This window comes from Nesterenkonia salmonea, assembly GCF_005771525.1.
GTDB classification, from domain to species: domain Bacteria; phylum Actinomycetota; class Actinomycetes; order Actinomycetales; family Micrococcaceae; genus Nesterenkonia; species Nesterenkonia salmonea.
In genome coordinates, this window is the sequence record NZ_VAVZ01000020.1 from 46,664 (window position 1) to 60,892 (window position 14,229).

At 60.7% G+C, this 14,229-nt stretch carries 14 protein-coding genes and 1 pseudogene; 8 read left to right on the forward strand and 7 right to left on the reverse strand.

The genetic code is table 11. The features are described 5' to 3' along the window. Nucleotides 1-55 precede the first annotated feature (55 nt). The 3 genes from FEF26_RS08460 to FEF26_RS08470 all read left to right on the forward strand — a co-directional run bounded on the left by FEF26_RS08460 (nt 56) and on the right by FEF26_RS08470 (nt 1,963). On the forward strand, nt 56-988 hold the full coding sequence (locus tag FEF26_RS08460; RefSeq protein WP_138253104.1) for a hypothetical protein: 933 nt from the start codon (nt 56-58) through the stop codon (nt 986-988). Next, nucleotides 981-1,319 (forward strand): GntR family transcriptional regulator, encoded by a 339-nt coding sequence (locus FEF26_RS08465; protein ID WP_138253105.1) that lies wholly within the window; start codon nt 981-983, stop codon nt 1,317-1,319. Before FEF26_RS08460 ends, FEF26_RS08465 begins: the two co-directional genes overlap by 8 nt. A gap of 152 nt (nt 1,320-1,471) precedes the next feature. Beyond that, nucleotides 1,472-1,963: a DUF3253 domain-containing protein gene (locus FEF26_RS08470; RefSeq protein ID WP_138253106.1), complete on the forward strand. Its 492-nt coding sequence runs from the start codon at nt 1,472-1,474 to the stop codon at nt 1,961-1,963. A 15-nt stretch (nt 1,964-1,978) separates the two neighbouring features. Here the strand turns inward: FEF26_RS08470 and FEF26_RS08475 are convergent, their stop codons facing one another. Further along, nucleotides 1,979-2,638, reverse strand: a complete 660-nt coding sequence (locus FEF26_RS08475) for a cyclodeaminase/cyclohydrolase family protein (RefSeq protein WP_138253107.1) — start codon at nt 2,636-2,638, stop codon at nt 1,979-1,981. Between the two features lie 53 nt (nt 2,639-2,691). Continuing rightward, nucleotides 2,692-3,957, reverse strand: coding sequence for a phospholipase D-like domain-containing protein (locus tag FEF26_RS08480; protein WP_138253108.1), 1,266 nt, complete (start codon nt 3,955-3,957; stop codon nt 2,692-2,694). A gap of 132 nt (nt 3,958-4,089) precedes the next feature. Here FEF26_RS08480 and FEF26_RS08485 point away from each other — a divergent pair, with 132 nt between their 5' ends. Continuing rightward, nucleotides 4,090-4,506 (forward strand): hypothetical protein, encoded by a 417-nt coding sequence (locus FEF26_RS08485; protein WP_138253109.1) that lies wholly within the window; start codon nt 4,090-4,092, stop codon nt 4,504-4,506. Between the two features lie 29 nt (nt 4,507-4,535). Here FEF26_RS08485 and FEF26_RS08490 read toward each other — a convergent pair whose 3' ends face one another. Together FEF26_RS08490 and FEF26_RS08495 are read right to left on the reverse strand one after the other, a co-directional pair. Further along, complete coding sequence (locus FEF26_RS08490; protein ID WP_138253110.1) at nt 4,536-5,267, reverse strand: esterase/lipase family protein; 732 nt, start codon at nt 5,265-5,267, stop codon at nt 4,536-4,538. Next, a complete protein-coding gene (locus FEF26_RS08495; protein WP_138253111.1) occupies nt 5,264-6,091 on the reverse strand; it encodes an alpha/beta fold hydrolase in 828 nt (275 codons plus the stop codon). Before FEF26_RS08495 ends, FEF26_RS08490 begins: the two co-directional genes overlap by 4 nt. Nucleotides 6,092-6,246: 155 nt before the next feature. On the opposite strand from FEF26_RS08495, the gene FEF26_RS08500 reads away from it, so the two are divergent. After that, nucleotides 6,247-6,555 carry a nucleoside triphosphate pyrophosphohydrolase family protein gene (locus FEF26_RS08500; RefSeq protein WP_138253112.1) on the forward strand — a complete coding sequence of 103 codons (309 nt, stop codon included), beginning with the start codon at nt 6,247-6,249 and terminating at the stop codon, nt 6,553-6,555. Here the strand turns inward: FEF26_RS08500 and FEF26_RS08505 are convergent. Genes FEF26_RS08505 through FEF26_RS08515 form a run of 3 tightly spaced genes read right to left on the reverse strand, consistent with a single transcriptional unit; the run spans nt 6,552 to nt 8,867 of the window. Beyond that, nucleotides 6,552-6,743, reverse strand: a complete 192-nt coding sequence (locus FEF26_RS08505; RefSeq protein WP_138253113.1) for a hypothetical protein — start codon at nt 6,741-6,743, stop codon at nt 6,552-6,554. The two genes, FEF26_RS08500 and FEF26_RS08505, sit on opposite strands and share 4 nt — an antisense overlap. Nucleotides 6,744-6,753: 10 nt before the next feature. Further along, nucleotides 6,754-8,088, reverse strand: coding sequence for an LLM class flavin-dependent oxidoreductase (locus FEF26_RS08510; RefSeq protein WP_208012875.1), 1,335 nt, complete (start codon nt 8,086-8,088; stop codon nt 6,754-6,756). Nucleotides 8,089-8,093: 5 nt separating this feature from the next. Then, on the reverse strand, nt 8,094-8,867 hold the full coding sequence (locus tag FEF26_RS08515; protein WP_138253115.1) for a 3-oxoacyl-ACP reductase: 774 nt from the start codon (nt 8,865-8,867) through the stop codon (nt 8,094-8,096). Nucleotides 8,868-9,210: 343 nt separating this feature from the next. On the opposite strand from FEF26_RS08515, the pseudogene FEF26_RS08520 reads away from it, so the two are divergent. From FEF26_RS08520 to FEF26_RS08530, 3 genes and pseudogenes are all read left to right on the forward strand, one after another. After that, nucleotides 9,211-9,498, forward strand: a pseudogene (locus tag FEF26_RS08520) (SDR family NAD(P)-dependent oxidoreductase); the annotation flags it as partial. A 116-nt stretch (nt 9,499-9,614) separates the two neighbouring features. After that, nucleotides 9,615-10,979 (forward strand): MBL fold metallo-hydrolase RNA specificity domain-containing protein, encoded by a 1,365-nt coding sequence (locus FEF26_RS08525; protein ID WP_138253117.1) that lies wholly within the window; start codon nt 9,615-9,617, stop codon nt 10,977-10,979. Nucleotides 10,980-11,227: 248 nt separating this feature from the next. Further along, complete coding sequence (locus FEF26_RS08530; protein WP_138253118.1) at nt 11,228-13,972, forward strand: HAD-IC family P-type ATPase; 2,745 nt, start codon at nt 11,228-11,230, stop codon at nt 13,970-13,972. Nucleotides 13,973-14,229: the final 257 nt, after the last annotated feature.

Consider the following 14,229-nt stretch of genomic DNA (forward strand, 5'->3'; position numbering starts at 1 on the left):
GTGTGGTACATAGGTTGAGTGGTGATGACTACATGCGGGAAGCGGGGAAACGGACATGTTCATGTTGGCAATGCTCTGTGAGGTGCTTCCCGTCGTCGCGGCCCTGTCCGTCGTGGCCGTCCTAGCGGTTCCCCTATGGCGCGAGAAGCTGCCTCGTCCGGTCCGGCTTGACGGCTCATCCCGACCTGACGCTGCGGCGCGGTGGACCCTGGCGTCTGGGGCTGCGCTCCTTGTCCTGTTCGCCGTGACGGTGACTGTCATGCGTTTCCACCGCATAAGGCTCGGAGGCCAGGACTACAGCTGGTGGAGGTACTCGATTCCGCTGCTAGCAGCATGCTTGGTCTTGCTCGTTGTCGCAGTGCTCTTGGTCAGTTACCGCCGGCAGCCGGCCGAGCCAGTTGCGCCCACGCATCCCCGCACGTGGCGATCCTTCACCGGCACGTCCCAGTTGTGGTTGTTTGGGTCCTGCGCGTTCGCCCTAATTTTGTTCGTCGCGTTCGCCGGATCTGCCTCAAGCCCAGATGATGAGGGCCGCTACCGGTGGCTGGTGATCGATACCGGAGCCACAGGTGGAATGGTGGCTGATTTCTTCGGGTGGGCGTATGGTCTGCCGGCCGCTGCAGCGGCGCTTGTGCTTCTTGTGCTGACGGTTCTAGTCCTTCACCTCAATGCGGTACGTCCGTTTTTTACCCCAAACAGTGTCGGAGCGGAGGAAGCGTCGCGATCAGCGTTTTCATACATGGTGGTCTGCTTCGGCGCCGGTGCAGTTCTCCTTACTCTTGCCCGCGCGCTCAACACGGCCTCGAGTGCAGCAGGAGTGTCACTAGCTTCAGAGGGCTACTCGTTTGACACCACTCTGGCAGCAGCTTCGCCATGGCTTTTGGGCCTGTCATACCTCGTGCAGTTCTTTGCGCTCTTCCTGCTGATGACAGTTGTCGCGGTGGCGGTCCGGCGACCCCAGCCTCAGGCGGCGACTGTTCATGGCTGAGTATTCAGCCGAACAAATCGCCGCTCATTTCAGAGGGCTGATCCTGTCTGGTCGGATGGGTGCAGGGGACCGGCTCCCGACCGTCCGACAAACCGCGCGGGATCTCGGCGTCGCGGTGACGACTGCCGCCAAGGCATACCGTGCGCTGGAGTCCAGCGGGTTTGTGGTGACGAAGGGCGCTGCCGGTACCCGGGTCGCTGCTCAGCCATCGGTTCTCCCGGGCGTGGTGCTTGGCCATGTCAGAGATGCTGTGGCGGAGGCCCAAAAATCGGGCATCAGCGAGTCAGACCTCCTCAACGCAGTCCAGGCTGTATGGCGCGACCGCCCATAGCAGGCGGCGGAGCTGGTCCATGTCAGCAAAGCGAGGCTCAGGCACCCCAGCGCAAGACTTACGATGTCCGCGCACCTCGCGACACGTTTCAGTGAGGCCCTGATCCTGATCCGCCCTTCGGATATCCACAACCGACGCGTACAGTGCACCACGTGAGTGATCATGAATGCACTGATGATGGCCGGTATATCATCGTCAAAGGTCAAAAGTGGCGCGCCACCGATCCGCATATTCCAGAGCGGCTGCGCAGCGAACTCGTCAAAGAGCTCATGACTGCCCGGCGTTTGGTCAAAACGCGCGGCGACGACGTTCGGTTCCGCGTGCAGGACGCGAAGGTCGCACTCGGAGAACGCGGTGAGCCATGGTGGGAGCCTACAGAGGCTGGACAGAAGGACAGGCTTGCGGCAGCGATTCGCGCGCTGCTGAGGCAACGTGAGGGGGCCACCATCTGCCCAAGTGACGCCGCCCGAATCGTCGGCGGCGATACCTGGCGGGACCTCATGGACCTTGCCCGCCAGGTGGCTGCAGAACTCTCCGAAGAGCGGCAAATCCGCATCACGCAAAAGGGTGAGGTGGTGGACGCTGATGCCCGTGGCCCCATCCGTTTGGGGCCGGGAGAGAACCTTCGGCTGGGAGCGGGGTGATGCCTCACATCTGGGTCAGTGGGAGCCTGTCGGGGCTGCTCGTTGATCGATCGCGGCGGTGGAGGCATCGATGCGCTCCATGGCGTCATCGAACCGGTGGACGGTTTCCCACAGTTCGGGGTGCTGTTGGCGGATCTGCTCAAGGGTTGACCCGGAGGCGCGCAGGGTCCCCAGGTCAAAGCTCACGTTGGTGCGCGCACCTGCCACTGCTGCCCGTAGGGCACCGAATGCGACGACGACGTCAGCGATCAGTGCCGACTTTCCGTTCTCTGCGAGCCAGATTAAGTCATCGATCGCTTCTACCGCGTGCTCGCCGAGCTTGGCAGAGGACTGGGCCGCCCCGACTGAGGCTTCACGGATTGCCTGGTCCCGTTCTTCACCGCGGTCCAGCTTAAACGCGGCGCCGAATGCTTGGGAGGCTGCGGCGTCGTCGTCCGCTAATCGTAGGGCAGTGCGTCGCAGGTTCTGGGCTCTGGTGAGGATTTCTTCCAGTTGGTTCCCCGGGTTTTTCTCTGCGTCGGTGTAGCCGGCAACCATGGAGGTCAGGGATGCTGCGATCGCGAGCATCACTCCGGCGCCAGCGCCACCGCCGGGTGCGCCGATGGGCTTTCCCAGTGCGTGCGTCCAGTCCTCGACAGTCGATTCTTGGGTGGTGATCTCATCGGGTGTGTTCATGAATCTAGTCTGTCTCATCACCGAGTGCGTTTCCTGTGGGAGGTGGGGTGTTGTTAGAGGATAGGGCGCAGGGGTCTCAGTGCGACCTCGGTGACCCGCACGATCGGGTGGCGCATCCTCCAGCTACCGGACCTGACGCGCTCGCAGTGCTCGAGATCGCTGCGGAAGACTCTCTCCATCTCGGCGGCGAACCCCTTGTCGACGACTTCAATATTGGATTCGTAGTTGAAGGACAGGGAGAGCCTGTCGATGTTGGCCGTGCCGATTGTTGACCATACTCCGTCGATGGTGGCGGTCTTGGAGTGCATCATGCTGCTGGTGTAGAGGAGAACGGTGATGCCTGCATCGAGCATCTGCCCGAAGAATCCGCGAGAGACCCAGTCGGCGATCACATGGTTGGAATCTTTGGGGACCATGACTTGGACATCGACCCCACGCCGGGACGCCAGCGTGAGGGCGCGCACGATCTGCTGGTCAGGGACGAAATACGGTGTGGAGATCCATATCCGATCGCGAGCCCGCTCGATCGCTTTGAGATACATGTTCCGCACTGGGTAGACCAGGTCGACCGGCATATTCGCCACCACTCGGACCGTGGGGTTCCAGCTGTCCGGAGCGATCCAGGGAATCTGCTCTGAGGGGTGGCGGTCCTCATTCCATAACCGTGCCACCGTCTGCCGCAGACCCCATACCGCTGGTCCGGCCACACGGAGGTGGGTGTCGCGCCATTTCTTTGCGTAGAGGGAACCGATGTTGTAGCCGCCAACGAACCCGATCTCGTCATCGACCACCAGAATCTTTGAGTGGTTGAAGCCGGTTGAGCGCAGAGGCGCCTTCCAGAAGCTCCTTCCCGCGGCTGGCATCCGGTACACGTGAACGTCTTTATCGAGCCGGCGGTAGAACGACTGCGGTACGACGAGGTTGGCGAACCCGTCGTAAATGATGAACACATCGACGCCGCGTCTGACTGCCGCGTTGAACGCATTGATGAACTGCTGGCCCACCTGATCGTTCTTCCAGATGTAGGTCTTCATGAGGATCGAGTGCTGGGCGGAATCGATAGCCTGCAGCATGTCCCCGTAGAGCGCTTCGCCGTCGGTGTAGATGCGCAGCGGTGATTCCTCGACATGCGATTCGAAAGTGCCTGGCCGGGGCGCGTCGCGTTCCTTGCGTTCGCGCTGCTTGAAGAGGTCCAACGCCACAACAGAGATCGCTGCGGTGACTGGGACCGCCATAGCAGAACCTGCGATCGCCAGTGGCAGGGTCTTGGGGGACGTTCGTCGGCGTAGGCGGCGCAACGGCATGCGGGAAGGGCTCATGAACATACCCTAATGCGCATGCCTAGCCCGGCAGAGGGAATGATGTCGAACCGGGCGGGGTTGATTGGTGAGAAATGCACTCAGAAGCTCGCCATAGCGTCCTTCGTGACAATGATCGGTAGGAGAAAATTCATGAATGTTTCAACACTTGCTCTGCGCACCATACCCGGCGCGTTCGTCCTCAACGCCGGAATCAGCAAACTGAAACTAGACGCCGAGTCCGCTGCCGGGCTGCAGGGCATGGCTTCCACCGGGGTTCCAGCAGTGAAACAGCTCTCCCCGGAAACGTTCGGCAAGGCCCTGGCCTGGGGTGAGATCACCCTCGGTACTGCGCTGCTGACTCCGTTTGTGAGCAACCGGCTTGCTGGCCTTGGGCTGGCCGGCTTCTCGGCCGGAATGCTGAGCATGTACTTCCGCAATGATGCGATGACTGAGGCCGACGGCGTGCGCCCGTCACAAGACGGCACACCTCTGGCTAAGGACGTCTGGCTGGCTGCCATCTCCATCGCTTTGATCAGCGGACAGAAGAACCGGAAGAACAAAGGTTAGTCAGGGTCCAGCTCAGTTCTGTGAAGGATTCAACGCGTGAGCCGTTGAACTCCTTCCAGCACCGCCTGATGGACCCGGCGGTCACCCAGCGGCAGGAAATGGCCGCGGGAGCTCAGCTGAACGTTGTGCGCCCCCTGCAGGTAGCTGCCTCCGGGGATATGTGGATCGAAACGCCCGTAGATGGACACAATGTCCTTGTCCACATCCCGCTTAGCTCCCAATGCGGCAAGTTCAGGAGATCGTGGCAGGAATGCGCGGATCGCTGGCAGCGGCATCAGGCGGGCCAACGGTGAACCGTCGAACGGCGTGTTGAGGGTGACGAGCCCTTTGATCAGCCTGGCCTCATTGTGGCGGGCCAGCAGGTGTTTCCCAATCAGACCGCCTTTGCTGTGCGCCACTAATACGCAGGGGCCTATGCTTTCCCGGTCGATGTGCCTGTGGACAACATGTGCCATCTCCTCGAAGGTGCCCCCGTTGTAACCCAGTTCGACCACGGGACGAACGTCATAACCCTGTTCATGCAGCGCATTGGCCAGGGGAAGCAGGAATGTCCACGTTTCGTAGATCCCGGGCAGCAGAACGATGACAGGTTTGTCAGAGTCGGCACGCCGGTATGAGTACGGGTCGGGACGTTGAAGAAGGCCTGCGGCCTGCTGGCGCAGCGCGTAGCCGTAGTCTCGGGCCCAGACTGTGAGGTTGGTGCCGGCCTTCAAGACACGCCCAGCTCCGCGAGCCCTACCCCGGGAGGATGACGTTTTCATAGGTCCTCGACCGTTGACTGGGTCGAGGGCGGGGCCTCCGGTGAGGGACCTGAGCCGGTGACCATGGTCAGGAACTGCGCGCAGGCTGCGGCGAGCTCATCGGGCTGATTGTGGTGCAGAGCGTGCGTTCCGCTGGAAATCTCACGCAGGTTCGCGTCCGGGGCCAGGCCAACTAGCTCGCGGACCCACTCATCTGACGGAACCGGGTCTTTGTCCCCGTGCACTACGAGACCAGGGACAGTGCAGCTCCGGATGGTGTCTTCGGGACGGTCGGCGAGCATGTGGCGGACGGTGTGCAGATGCCGGAGTGGGCCCATCCGCAAGTAGTTTCGGAAGACCAGAACGTTGGTGGCAAACGGCTCGGCCAACATGTTCTGGAAGAGCCGGAGTGCTTGGGTGGGGAGATTCCGCGCGGCGGGGTCCACTGTGGGGCCGATGAGAATGTAACCGACATACACCTGATGATTGTTGGCGATCGCGTCTGCGACGATCTGGCATCCCATGGAATGTCCGACTAGCACGGGTGCCACCAACGCCAGCTCAGCGACTACTCCGGTCAGGGCCTCGCCCAGTTCTGGGATGGTCAGCGCGTGAGGTGGCTTAGGAGTGCTGCCATAGCCCGGCAGATCCACTGCGTAGACATCGTGGGTCTCAGCGAGAATCTCGGCGTAGGGCCGAAAATACTCCGCAGACATCCCGAGACCGTGCACCAAAACCATTGGGGGAAGTCCTGGAGTGAAGGTACCGCGCACATCTACGGCATAGCCGCCGACCTGCAGGCGCCGGGTATGGAACCGGTCTGCGGTTGGGCTCGTCTGGGGCACTGTGGTGGTGTCCGCTTCTGCTAGGCGATGCCTGATGGGGCGCCGCTGAATGGATAGTCAGAGAATGCTGAGGCTACTGACAAGCATCAAGAGCATGCAACCCGTTTGTCTGCGCAGTGCGCCCCGGCGGAGTGCTGGCGTGTCATTCTTGTCTGATGCATATCGATGAAATGGCAGCTCTGGTGGAACAGGTCTCAGTTCGCTATGGAGAGCTTTTCGGCATCGAGCGCTCCGATGAGTGGTTGATGCTGAAGCTCCAGGAAGAGGTCGGCGAGCTCAGTCAAGCATTTCTGGCTCTGACTGGTCAGGCCCGCGACAAGGGTGCCAGTGAGGAGGAAGTTCAGGCTCAGTTCCGTGCGGAGGTGGCCGATGTCCTGGGCATGGCGATGCTCGTCGGCAGGCGGTTCGGCCTCGACCTGGACGCAGAGATGAAGGCCAAGTGGTTGGTCCACCTACCCAGCTAGGGCGGCTGGAGGCCCGTCACGGCGTAGCTTCGCTTGATTTCGGAGGTTCGGCGTCCCCATTCGCTGGTTCTGACGCGCTCCTGATGAAGTGCGAAGGGTTCGGCGTCCCGAAAGTGTTCCGAAACCTCCCACACGATCTCCGAGTCATCTTGGCAGATCAACTGTCCGGTCAGTCTGATCTCCGACATCTAGTCCAACCTACTCGGGCACGTCGAGTCCGAGGTGACTCCTCAGCGTCTCTCCTGCGTATTCATAGCGGAAACGCCCCCTGCGCTGAAGCTCAGGGACCACATGGTCCACAAAGTCGCTGGTGCTGTGCGGTAAAGAAGGCGGCATGAGGTTAAACCCGTCGGCACCGCCTGCATCCAGCCACAGCTCGATCTCATCGGCGATCGATTCCGGTGTCCCGACCATGGTGCAGTGACCGCCGCCGGCTGCGAGCCGTCCCAGGAGCTGACGCACGGTGGGCTGTTCCGTCTCAATTATCCGGAGAATTGTCGCGTAGCGTCCCTTGGGACCGGTGAAGTCCTTTAAGGGAGGCAGGTCGGGAACCGGGGCGTCCATTTCCCACGCGGAAGCGTCTTGACCGACAAATACACTCAACTGACGCAGGGAACTCTCTACCGGCAGCAGCTCATCTAGCTCACGCTGCTTGGCTTGCGCCTCCTCCATCGTGGAGCCTACATAGGTCACCAGGCCCGGCATGACGGCGACAGAATCCGGGTGGCGCCCCTGAGCTGTGATCCGACGCCTCATGTCTGATCGGTACTCTTGGGCGGCACCCAAGTCGTAGGCCACAGCGTAGATCGCCTCTGCCCGGCGTGCCGCGAGTTCACGGCCCTGTTCGGAGGCCCCGGCTTGGAAGAGCACGGGATGACCTTGAGGCGGGCGTGGCACATTGAGCGGCCCTCGTACGGCGAAATGCTCCCCTGAGTGGTTCAGTTCGGTGAGCTTCATCCCGTCCACGTACCGTCCGGGTGTACCGTCTGGTTCATCCTCGCGGTCAATGAGAATCGACTCGGCTGGCCAAGAATCCCACAGCCGGAGGACGACGTCGACGAACTCCTCAGCACGTTCGTACCGCACTGCGTGTTCGGGCATCTTCTCCAGACTGTGGTTCTGAGCTTCGGCATCGAACATTGAGGTCACCACGTTCCACCCGATCCGACCCTGAGAGATCCAGTCCAGACTCGCCAGCAGTCGCGCGGCGTGGAAAGGAGTGTTGAAGGTTGCTGAGACGGTGCTGACCAGTCCGATTCGATCGGTTTCCCGGCTCATTGCCGAAAGCAGGGTTAGCGGCTCAAGGTTCCAGAGTGGACTATCCTCCGCAGCAGTGATGCTGTTCGAGTGCCCATCGGCGAAGAACACGGCATCGAACTTCCCCCGTTCAGCAATCTGCGCCAACTCCGTGTAGTAGTCGACATCGCGCAGCCTCTCGGCGTGAGAATCCGGGGCTCGCCAGGCGGCGCTGTGGTGGCCTACACCGTGGATGAAGAGGTTGAAATGCGCCTGCTTGGTATGGGGTGTGTTCATACTCATCAACCTTTGACGAGGCCTCCGTCGACGATCAGGTTCTGCCCGGTGACACCTCTGGCCCAGGGTGATGCGAAGAACAGGGTCGCATCGGCGAGCTGGTCCGGCGTGGTGACTTTTCGCAGTGGTGTGCCGGCCGCGATTCCTTCGAACACCGCTTCCGGGGTAGCCGCTGAGGCATCTGTGGTTCGCAGAAGCCCGCCGGAGACCATGTTGACCGTGATCCCTTCAGGACCCAGGTCGTCGGCGAATGTTTTGGTCAGGGATAGCAGGGCGGCCTTGGCTGCGGTGTAGTCGTGGTACGGCACTACGGGGTGCTGGAAGAGGTTGGTGCCGATATTGATGATGCGGCCGAAGCCTGTTCGCTTCATGCCGGGATGGGCGGCCTGGATGGCGTTCAGTGCGCCCTTCACTGCACCTTCGAACTGGCGTGTGAGCGCATCGTAGGTGATCTGCATGGCTTGAGGCCGGGCATCACCGTTGAAGACAAAGTCGACCAGGGCGTTGTTGATCACGGTGGTGACGGAGCCGAAATGCTCGGTTGTGGTGGTGATGAGATGGTCGACGGCACCACGGTCACGAATATCGGCTTCGATGGCGAGGGCTTGCCCAGGATAATCCGCCGCGAGGGCTTCGGCAGCCTCTTTTGACGTGTAGTAATTGATGACGACCCTGGCGCCCTGGGAGAGGAACGTTTTGGTGATTGCTGCTCCGAGGCCGCGGGCACCACCGGTGACGACGACGACTTGTTGGTCGAGGGGGAGGGCTTCAGTGGTCATGTGCCTTGTCTCTCTTGTATCGAGGCGAAGGCACTCCGAGCGCGCTGATGAGCCGGACAATCCCTTCGCCAGTGCTAACTGGATCAGGTTCAACGGGTGTGTTCTCAGCCGTCGACCGGTGCGGAGTCGAAGCTCCGGTCAGTCTAGGTACCCCGTGTCACATGATGACCTAATCATGAGCCTGCTCGTAGGCACAACCACGGAAGGGTAGGCCTGCACCCATCGCCCTGGGCTGCGTGTCATGTTGGTGATGACGGTGAGCTCTGCAACCTGGTGCTTCACAGCATACCGCGCGGTCGGTATGCTTGGGGGGCAAGCAGAACATTCCAGGAGAGGATCCCGCATGACACCTACAACACCACGAGTTGCGATAGTGACGGGCGGAGCGCGCGGAATCGGCGCTGCCACCGCACATCGCCTAGCGGCGGACGGACACGCTGTCGCGGTGCTTGACCTGCTGGAGGAGCAGGCTGAGACAACTGCCGAAGAGATTCGAAGCGCCGGGGGGTCCGCTCTTGCCGTAGGGGTCGATGTTGCTGATGAGCCTGCAGTCGAGAAGGCGACTCAGCGAGTTGTTCAGGAGCTGGGAAGTCCCACGATCCTGGTCAACAACGCCGGGATACTGCGCGATATTAGGTAGGCTTTGCGTGACGTAGACGTTAAGAGAGCTGACTAGTTCGGCGGCGCCGAATCTGATCTTGCTAAGAACTGCGCAACCGAGACGAAGAATTTCGAGAGGAATCGCACATGGCCGGTTTGACGCTCACTTCGCTGGGCGGGGCGGGAACGGTGACCGGTTCTAAACACCTCCTGCAATGGGGCGATGATCGGATTCTCATAGACTGCGGTCTCTTCCAGGGCCAGAAGAACCTTCGCGAACTCAACTGGAAACCCCTGCCGATCGAAGCATCAAGCATCGATGCGGTGGTTCTCACCCATGCCCACCTTGACCATTGCGGATATCTGCCCAGACTGATCCGTGAAGGGTTCACGGGTCCAATCATCTCCACGGAGGCAACGCGAGACGTAGCTGAACTGATCCTCAAAGACAGTGCCTGGCTCCAAGAGAAGGATGCGGCGTTCCTGAACCGCATCAAGAAAACCAAACACTCCCCGGCACTGCCGCTGTACGACTCTCGGGATGCTCAACGTGCCATCGATGCCTTCATCACCTACCCGTTCGACCAGCCGTTTCAGACATCCAATGGTGCTACGGTCCGGTTCCGACGAGCAGGGCACATATTGGGTGCCGCTGCCGTAGATATTCAATGGGGTAATCGACAGGTGGTGTTCTCGGGTGATCTGGGCAAATATGACGACCCGGTCATGTTCGATCCTGAACCTGTCCGGGAAGCTGATTATGTCGTGATTGAGTCGACGTACGGCGATCGCCTTCATAACATCTCCGACGCTTCAGGCACCCTCGCCAAGGTTATCGAAGAAACCACACGACGAGGCGGAACTGTGCTCATTCCCTCCTTTGCGGTGGGACGGGCACAAACGCTGTTGTACTACCTGTGGAATTTGCGCCGTACGGGTCGATTGCCCGATGTTCCGATTTACCTCGACAGTCCCATGGCGATTAATGCCAGCGGATTGTTGAATGCCCACCCCCACGATCACCGTCTGGACCCTCGGACATCCCAGGCCGTGGGCAAAGTTGCTACCTATACCCGCCATCCCGAAGACTCAAAGCGCATTTCACGTAGTAATGAGCCCAAGATTGTCATATCTGCCAGTGGCATGGCCACTGGGGGCCGGATACTGCACCATCTGAAAGCCTTTGGACCCGACCGCCGGCACACCATATTGCTTGTGGGATTTCAAGCAGCAGGAACACGTGGACGCGCACTCCTTGAGGGAGCACAAGACATCAAGATTCATGGAGACTGGATCCCTATCAACGCAGAAGTCGCGAATTTGCCAGGGCTGTCAGCACATGCAGATGCTGCTGGCCTGATGAAATGGCTCTCAGGATTTCGTCAAACGCCGGAGAAGGTTTTCATCGTTCACGGTGAGGCCCAAGCAGCAGAAACACTTCGCAGCCGAATTGACCGCAATCTCTCGTGGGAAGCGACGGTCCCACAACAGAACCAAGTCTGCAAGCTATGAGCATGTAGTCATTTGGCTCCCTGACAACACCTGTACTCAAGGCAGGTTCCATAGATTAGACCTTGCGCGAATAGGACACGGATTCTTGTCAGCATATGTGATCTCAGCTGGTCCGGCTTCTGCCTCGACCCCCGTATGGTGGAAGGCAATATTCTTCTACGTGCTGTAGAGGCACCCTGCCCCTCCGATATAGAGTCGGAGGGCAATCACCGAGCCCGTACCCAGGACTTTTACGCAGCAGGAGCAATGTGAAGCTCAAGCACCTCACGGACCCGCATGCCCTCCCAATCGACGATATCCTCAGCAAGTATCAGGCTGATCTCGATGCAGGCCTGGGCTCTCACGATGTCCAGCAACGGCTGGACGAATTTGGACCGAACGAACTGACGGCTGCTGAGCGAGACGGCGTCATCATTCGAATCCTCCGCCACTTCAACGACGTGCTGATCTATGTGCTGCTCGGCGCAGCAGTGCTCACAGCAGTGCTTCAGCATTGGGTCGACACCATCGTCATCGTCATTGTGGTGGTAGTCAATGCCACAGTCGGTTTTCTCCAGGAGGGCCGGGCGGAACGCGCACTGGAAGGTATTCGCGAGATGCTCTCGCCCTCGGCGACAGCGTTGCGGGCCGGCGCTTGGCAGCAGATCCCTGCCACTGAACTGGTCCCCGGAGACTGTGTTCGGCTGCGCGCCGGTGATAAGGTCCCGGCCGATTTGCGACTCAACGAAGCCCAGGAGCTCACAGCGGAGGAATCGGCCCTGACCGGTGAATCCGTCCCAGCGTCCAAGGGCACGGCCGCTGTGGCCCCTGATGCGGCGCTGGGTGACCGAAGCTGCATGGTCTTCTCCGGCACCATGGTCACATCAGGTGCGGGCATAGGTATCGCCACCGGCACCGGCATGGACACCGAGATCGGACGCATCAACACCATGATGAGTCAGGTGGAGTCGCTGCAGACTCCGCTGACCCGACAGATTGCAGCATTCGGCCGGTGGCTGACCGTCGGCGTCGTGGTGATGACTGTGGCTCTGGTACTCATCGGCGCGCTGGTTCACGGGACCGATCTGGGCGAACTGCTGCAGGCTGCAGCAAGCTTTGCCGTCGCGGCAATTCCTGAAGGGCTGCCTGCACTGATCACCATCACCCTGGCACTGGGAGTGCAGGCCATGGCTCGCCGCAACGCCATCACCCGGCGGCTGCCGGCCGTCCAGACGCTCGGCAGCGTCACAACAATCTGCTCAGACAAGACGGGCACGCTGACCAAGAACGAGATGACCGTCGAGCGTCTGGTGCTCGCTGATTCAACCAACACCGACGGCCAGGAATTCGTGGTGACCGGCACTGGCTACGCCCCGGAAGGCGAGGTGCTCCAGACTGACGGTACCCCTATCGGCCTGGAGCACCCGGGTCTGCGCCGGCTCGCTGAGGCGTTCAGCATTGCCAATGACACCCAGCTGGTGCAGCAGGACGGTCGGTGGGGCATCAACGGAGAACCTACCGAGGGTGCACTGCAGTCGCTGGCCGGAAAGCTCGGGCTGGATCCCGGTGCTGCTCAGCGTCCTACCACGCTGCCGTTCAGCTCTGAGAACAAGCTCATGGCCACCCTGGCCGAAAGGGAGGGAGACTGGCGCGTGCTCGTCAAAGGCGCACCTGACCGGTTGCTGGACCGTTGTCCGAATCAGTTGGGCGCAGCCGGCGGCGAGTCGCCGCTGGACCGTGTCTTCTGGGAGGACCATATTGAGCAGTTATCGGCCCAGGGGATGCGCGTTCTTGCAGCGGCCGAGCGTCCAGGATCTAGCGCAGACGCAGAGACGCTGACCTTGGAGACCCTCGGCGAAGACCTGACCTTTCTCGGTGTGGTCGGAATTGTGGATCCCCCGCGGGAGGCCGCGATCACGGCCATCGAGGTCTGCCATGCTGCGGGGATCGAGGTGAAAATGATCACCGGAGATCATGTTGGTACAGCCACTGCCATTGCCCAGCATATGGGTCTGGACAATGATGCGGGAACCGTGTCGGGGCCCCAACTGGAGGAGGTCGATGACGATGAACTGCGGGAGCTGGCCACGACGCACAATGTCTTCGCTCGCACCAGTCCTGAGCATAAGCTCCGCCTCGTCCACGCACTGCAGGCTTCAGGACAGGTGGTCGCCATGACGGGGGACGGGGTCAATGACGCTCCAGCGCTGCGGCGGGCGGACATTGGGGTCGCAATGGGTGTGAAAGGTACTGAGGTTACCAAGGAGTCTGCGGATATCGTGCTGGCCGACGATGACTTTACGACTATCGAGATCGCCGTCGAGGAGGGACGTCGGATTTATGACAATCTCCGTAAGGCAATGGTCTTCCTGCTTCCCACCAACGGGGCCCAGTCGGCCGTTGTGCTGTTCGCCGTTGCGTTGGGTTGGACGCTGCCACTGACTCCGCTGCAGATACTGTGGGCAAATATGGTCACCGCAGTGACACTGGCCTTTGCTTTTGCATTCGAGCCCGCTGAGCGAGGGCTGATGCAGCGTAGCCCCCGCGATCCCGCCAAGGGGATTGTGGAGTCCCGGCACATCGTCCAGATTGGTCTGGTCTCGGCGCTCATTGCCACAGCCACGGTGGGTGTGTTCAGTTGGCGAATCGCTGCTGGGGACGACCTGGATACGGCCCGAACCGTAGCCACGAGCGTGCTCGTGGTCTGTCAGGCCTTTTATCTCTTCAACGTCAAAGCATTAGAGACCACCAGCCTGAGGGTCACTGCGCTGTTCAACAACCGCGTTGCCTGGCTCTGCGTGCTCGGCCTGACTGTTCTGCAGCTGCTGTTCATCTATGCGCCACCGCTGCAGCGGCTCTTCGAGTCCCGCCCGCTGGGCGTCGAGCACTTCCTGATCATCAGTTGCGCCGGGGCCGCGGTGTTTCTCCTGACTGAGGTGTTGAAAGTGGCTCTGTACCACGAGCATCGACCCACCTCACAAGAACTCCAGAATGCCGTCCCGCGGTCGAGTTGATGAACAACGTGGTTCAACGTGCAACGTGCGGCTTCCAGAGTTTCTTCGGCGAGCTGTTGTCTGAGTTGATCCTCCCGAGTGTCTGGAAGGGCGGCGTAGGTAGTGTAGATCATCGTCGGGACTGTGAACTTGTTGATCACGGCGAGCACCGAGTTGCGGCGCTGTGCCGCACGGGCTGCGTAATGCAGGGCTAGTGGTGTGTCTCCAAAATAGGTTATTGCTTTGGTGTTAACCTTGGGTATGGCTAATAATCCTGC

Bases quoted from the DNA above. Each gene is read 5' to 3' on its own strand.
- FEF26_RS08460 (WP_138253104.1), top strand. From the start codon at position 56: ATGTTCATGTTGGCAATGCTCTGTGAGGTGCTTCCCGTCGTCGCGGCC.
- FEF26_RS08465 (WP_138253105.1), top strand. From the start codon at position 981: ATGGCTGAGTATTCAGCCGAACAAATCGCCGCTCATTTCAGAGGGCTG.
- FEF26_RS08475 (WP_138253107.1), bottom strand. From the start codon at position 2,638: ATGAACACACCCGATGAGATCACCACCCAAGAATCGACTGTCGAGGAC.
- FEF26_RS08480 (WP_138253108.1), bottom strand. From the start codon at position 3,957: ATGAGCCCTTCCCGCATGCCGTTGCGCCGCCTACGCCGACGAACGTCC.
- FEF26_RS08485 (WP_138253109.1), top strand. From the start codon at position 4,090: ATGAATGTTTCAACACTTGCTCTGCGCACCATACCCGGCGCGTTCGTC.
- FEF26_RS08490 (WP_138253110.1), bottom strand. From the start codon at position 5,267: ATGAAAACGTCATCCTCCCGGGGTAGGGCTCGCGGAGCTGGGCGTGTC.
- FEF26_RS08500 (WP_138253112.1), top strand. From the start codon at position 6,247: ATGCATATCGATGAAATGGCAGCTCTGGTGGAACAGGTCTCAGTTCGC.
- FEF26_RS08505 (WP_138253113.1), bottom strand. From the start codon at position 6,743: ATGTCGGAGATCAGACTGACCGGACAGTTGATCTGCCAAGATGACTCG.
- FEF26_RS08510 (WP_208012875.1), bottom strand. From the start codon at position 8,088: ATGAACACACCCCATACCAAGCAGGCGCATTTCAACCTCTTCATCCAC.
- FEF26_RS08515 (WP_138253115.1), bottom strand. From the start codon at position 8,867: ATGACCACTGAAGCCCTCCCCCTCGACCAACAAGTCGTCGTCGTCACC.
- FEF26_RS08525 (WP_138253117.1), top strand. From the start codon at position 9,615: ATGGCCGGTTTGACGCTCACTTCGCTGGGCGGGGCGGGAACGGTGACC.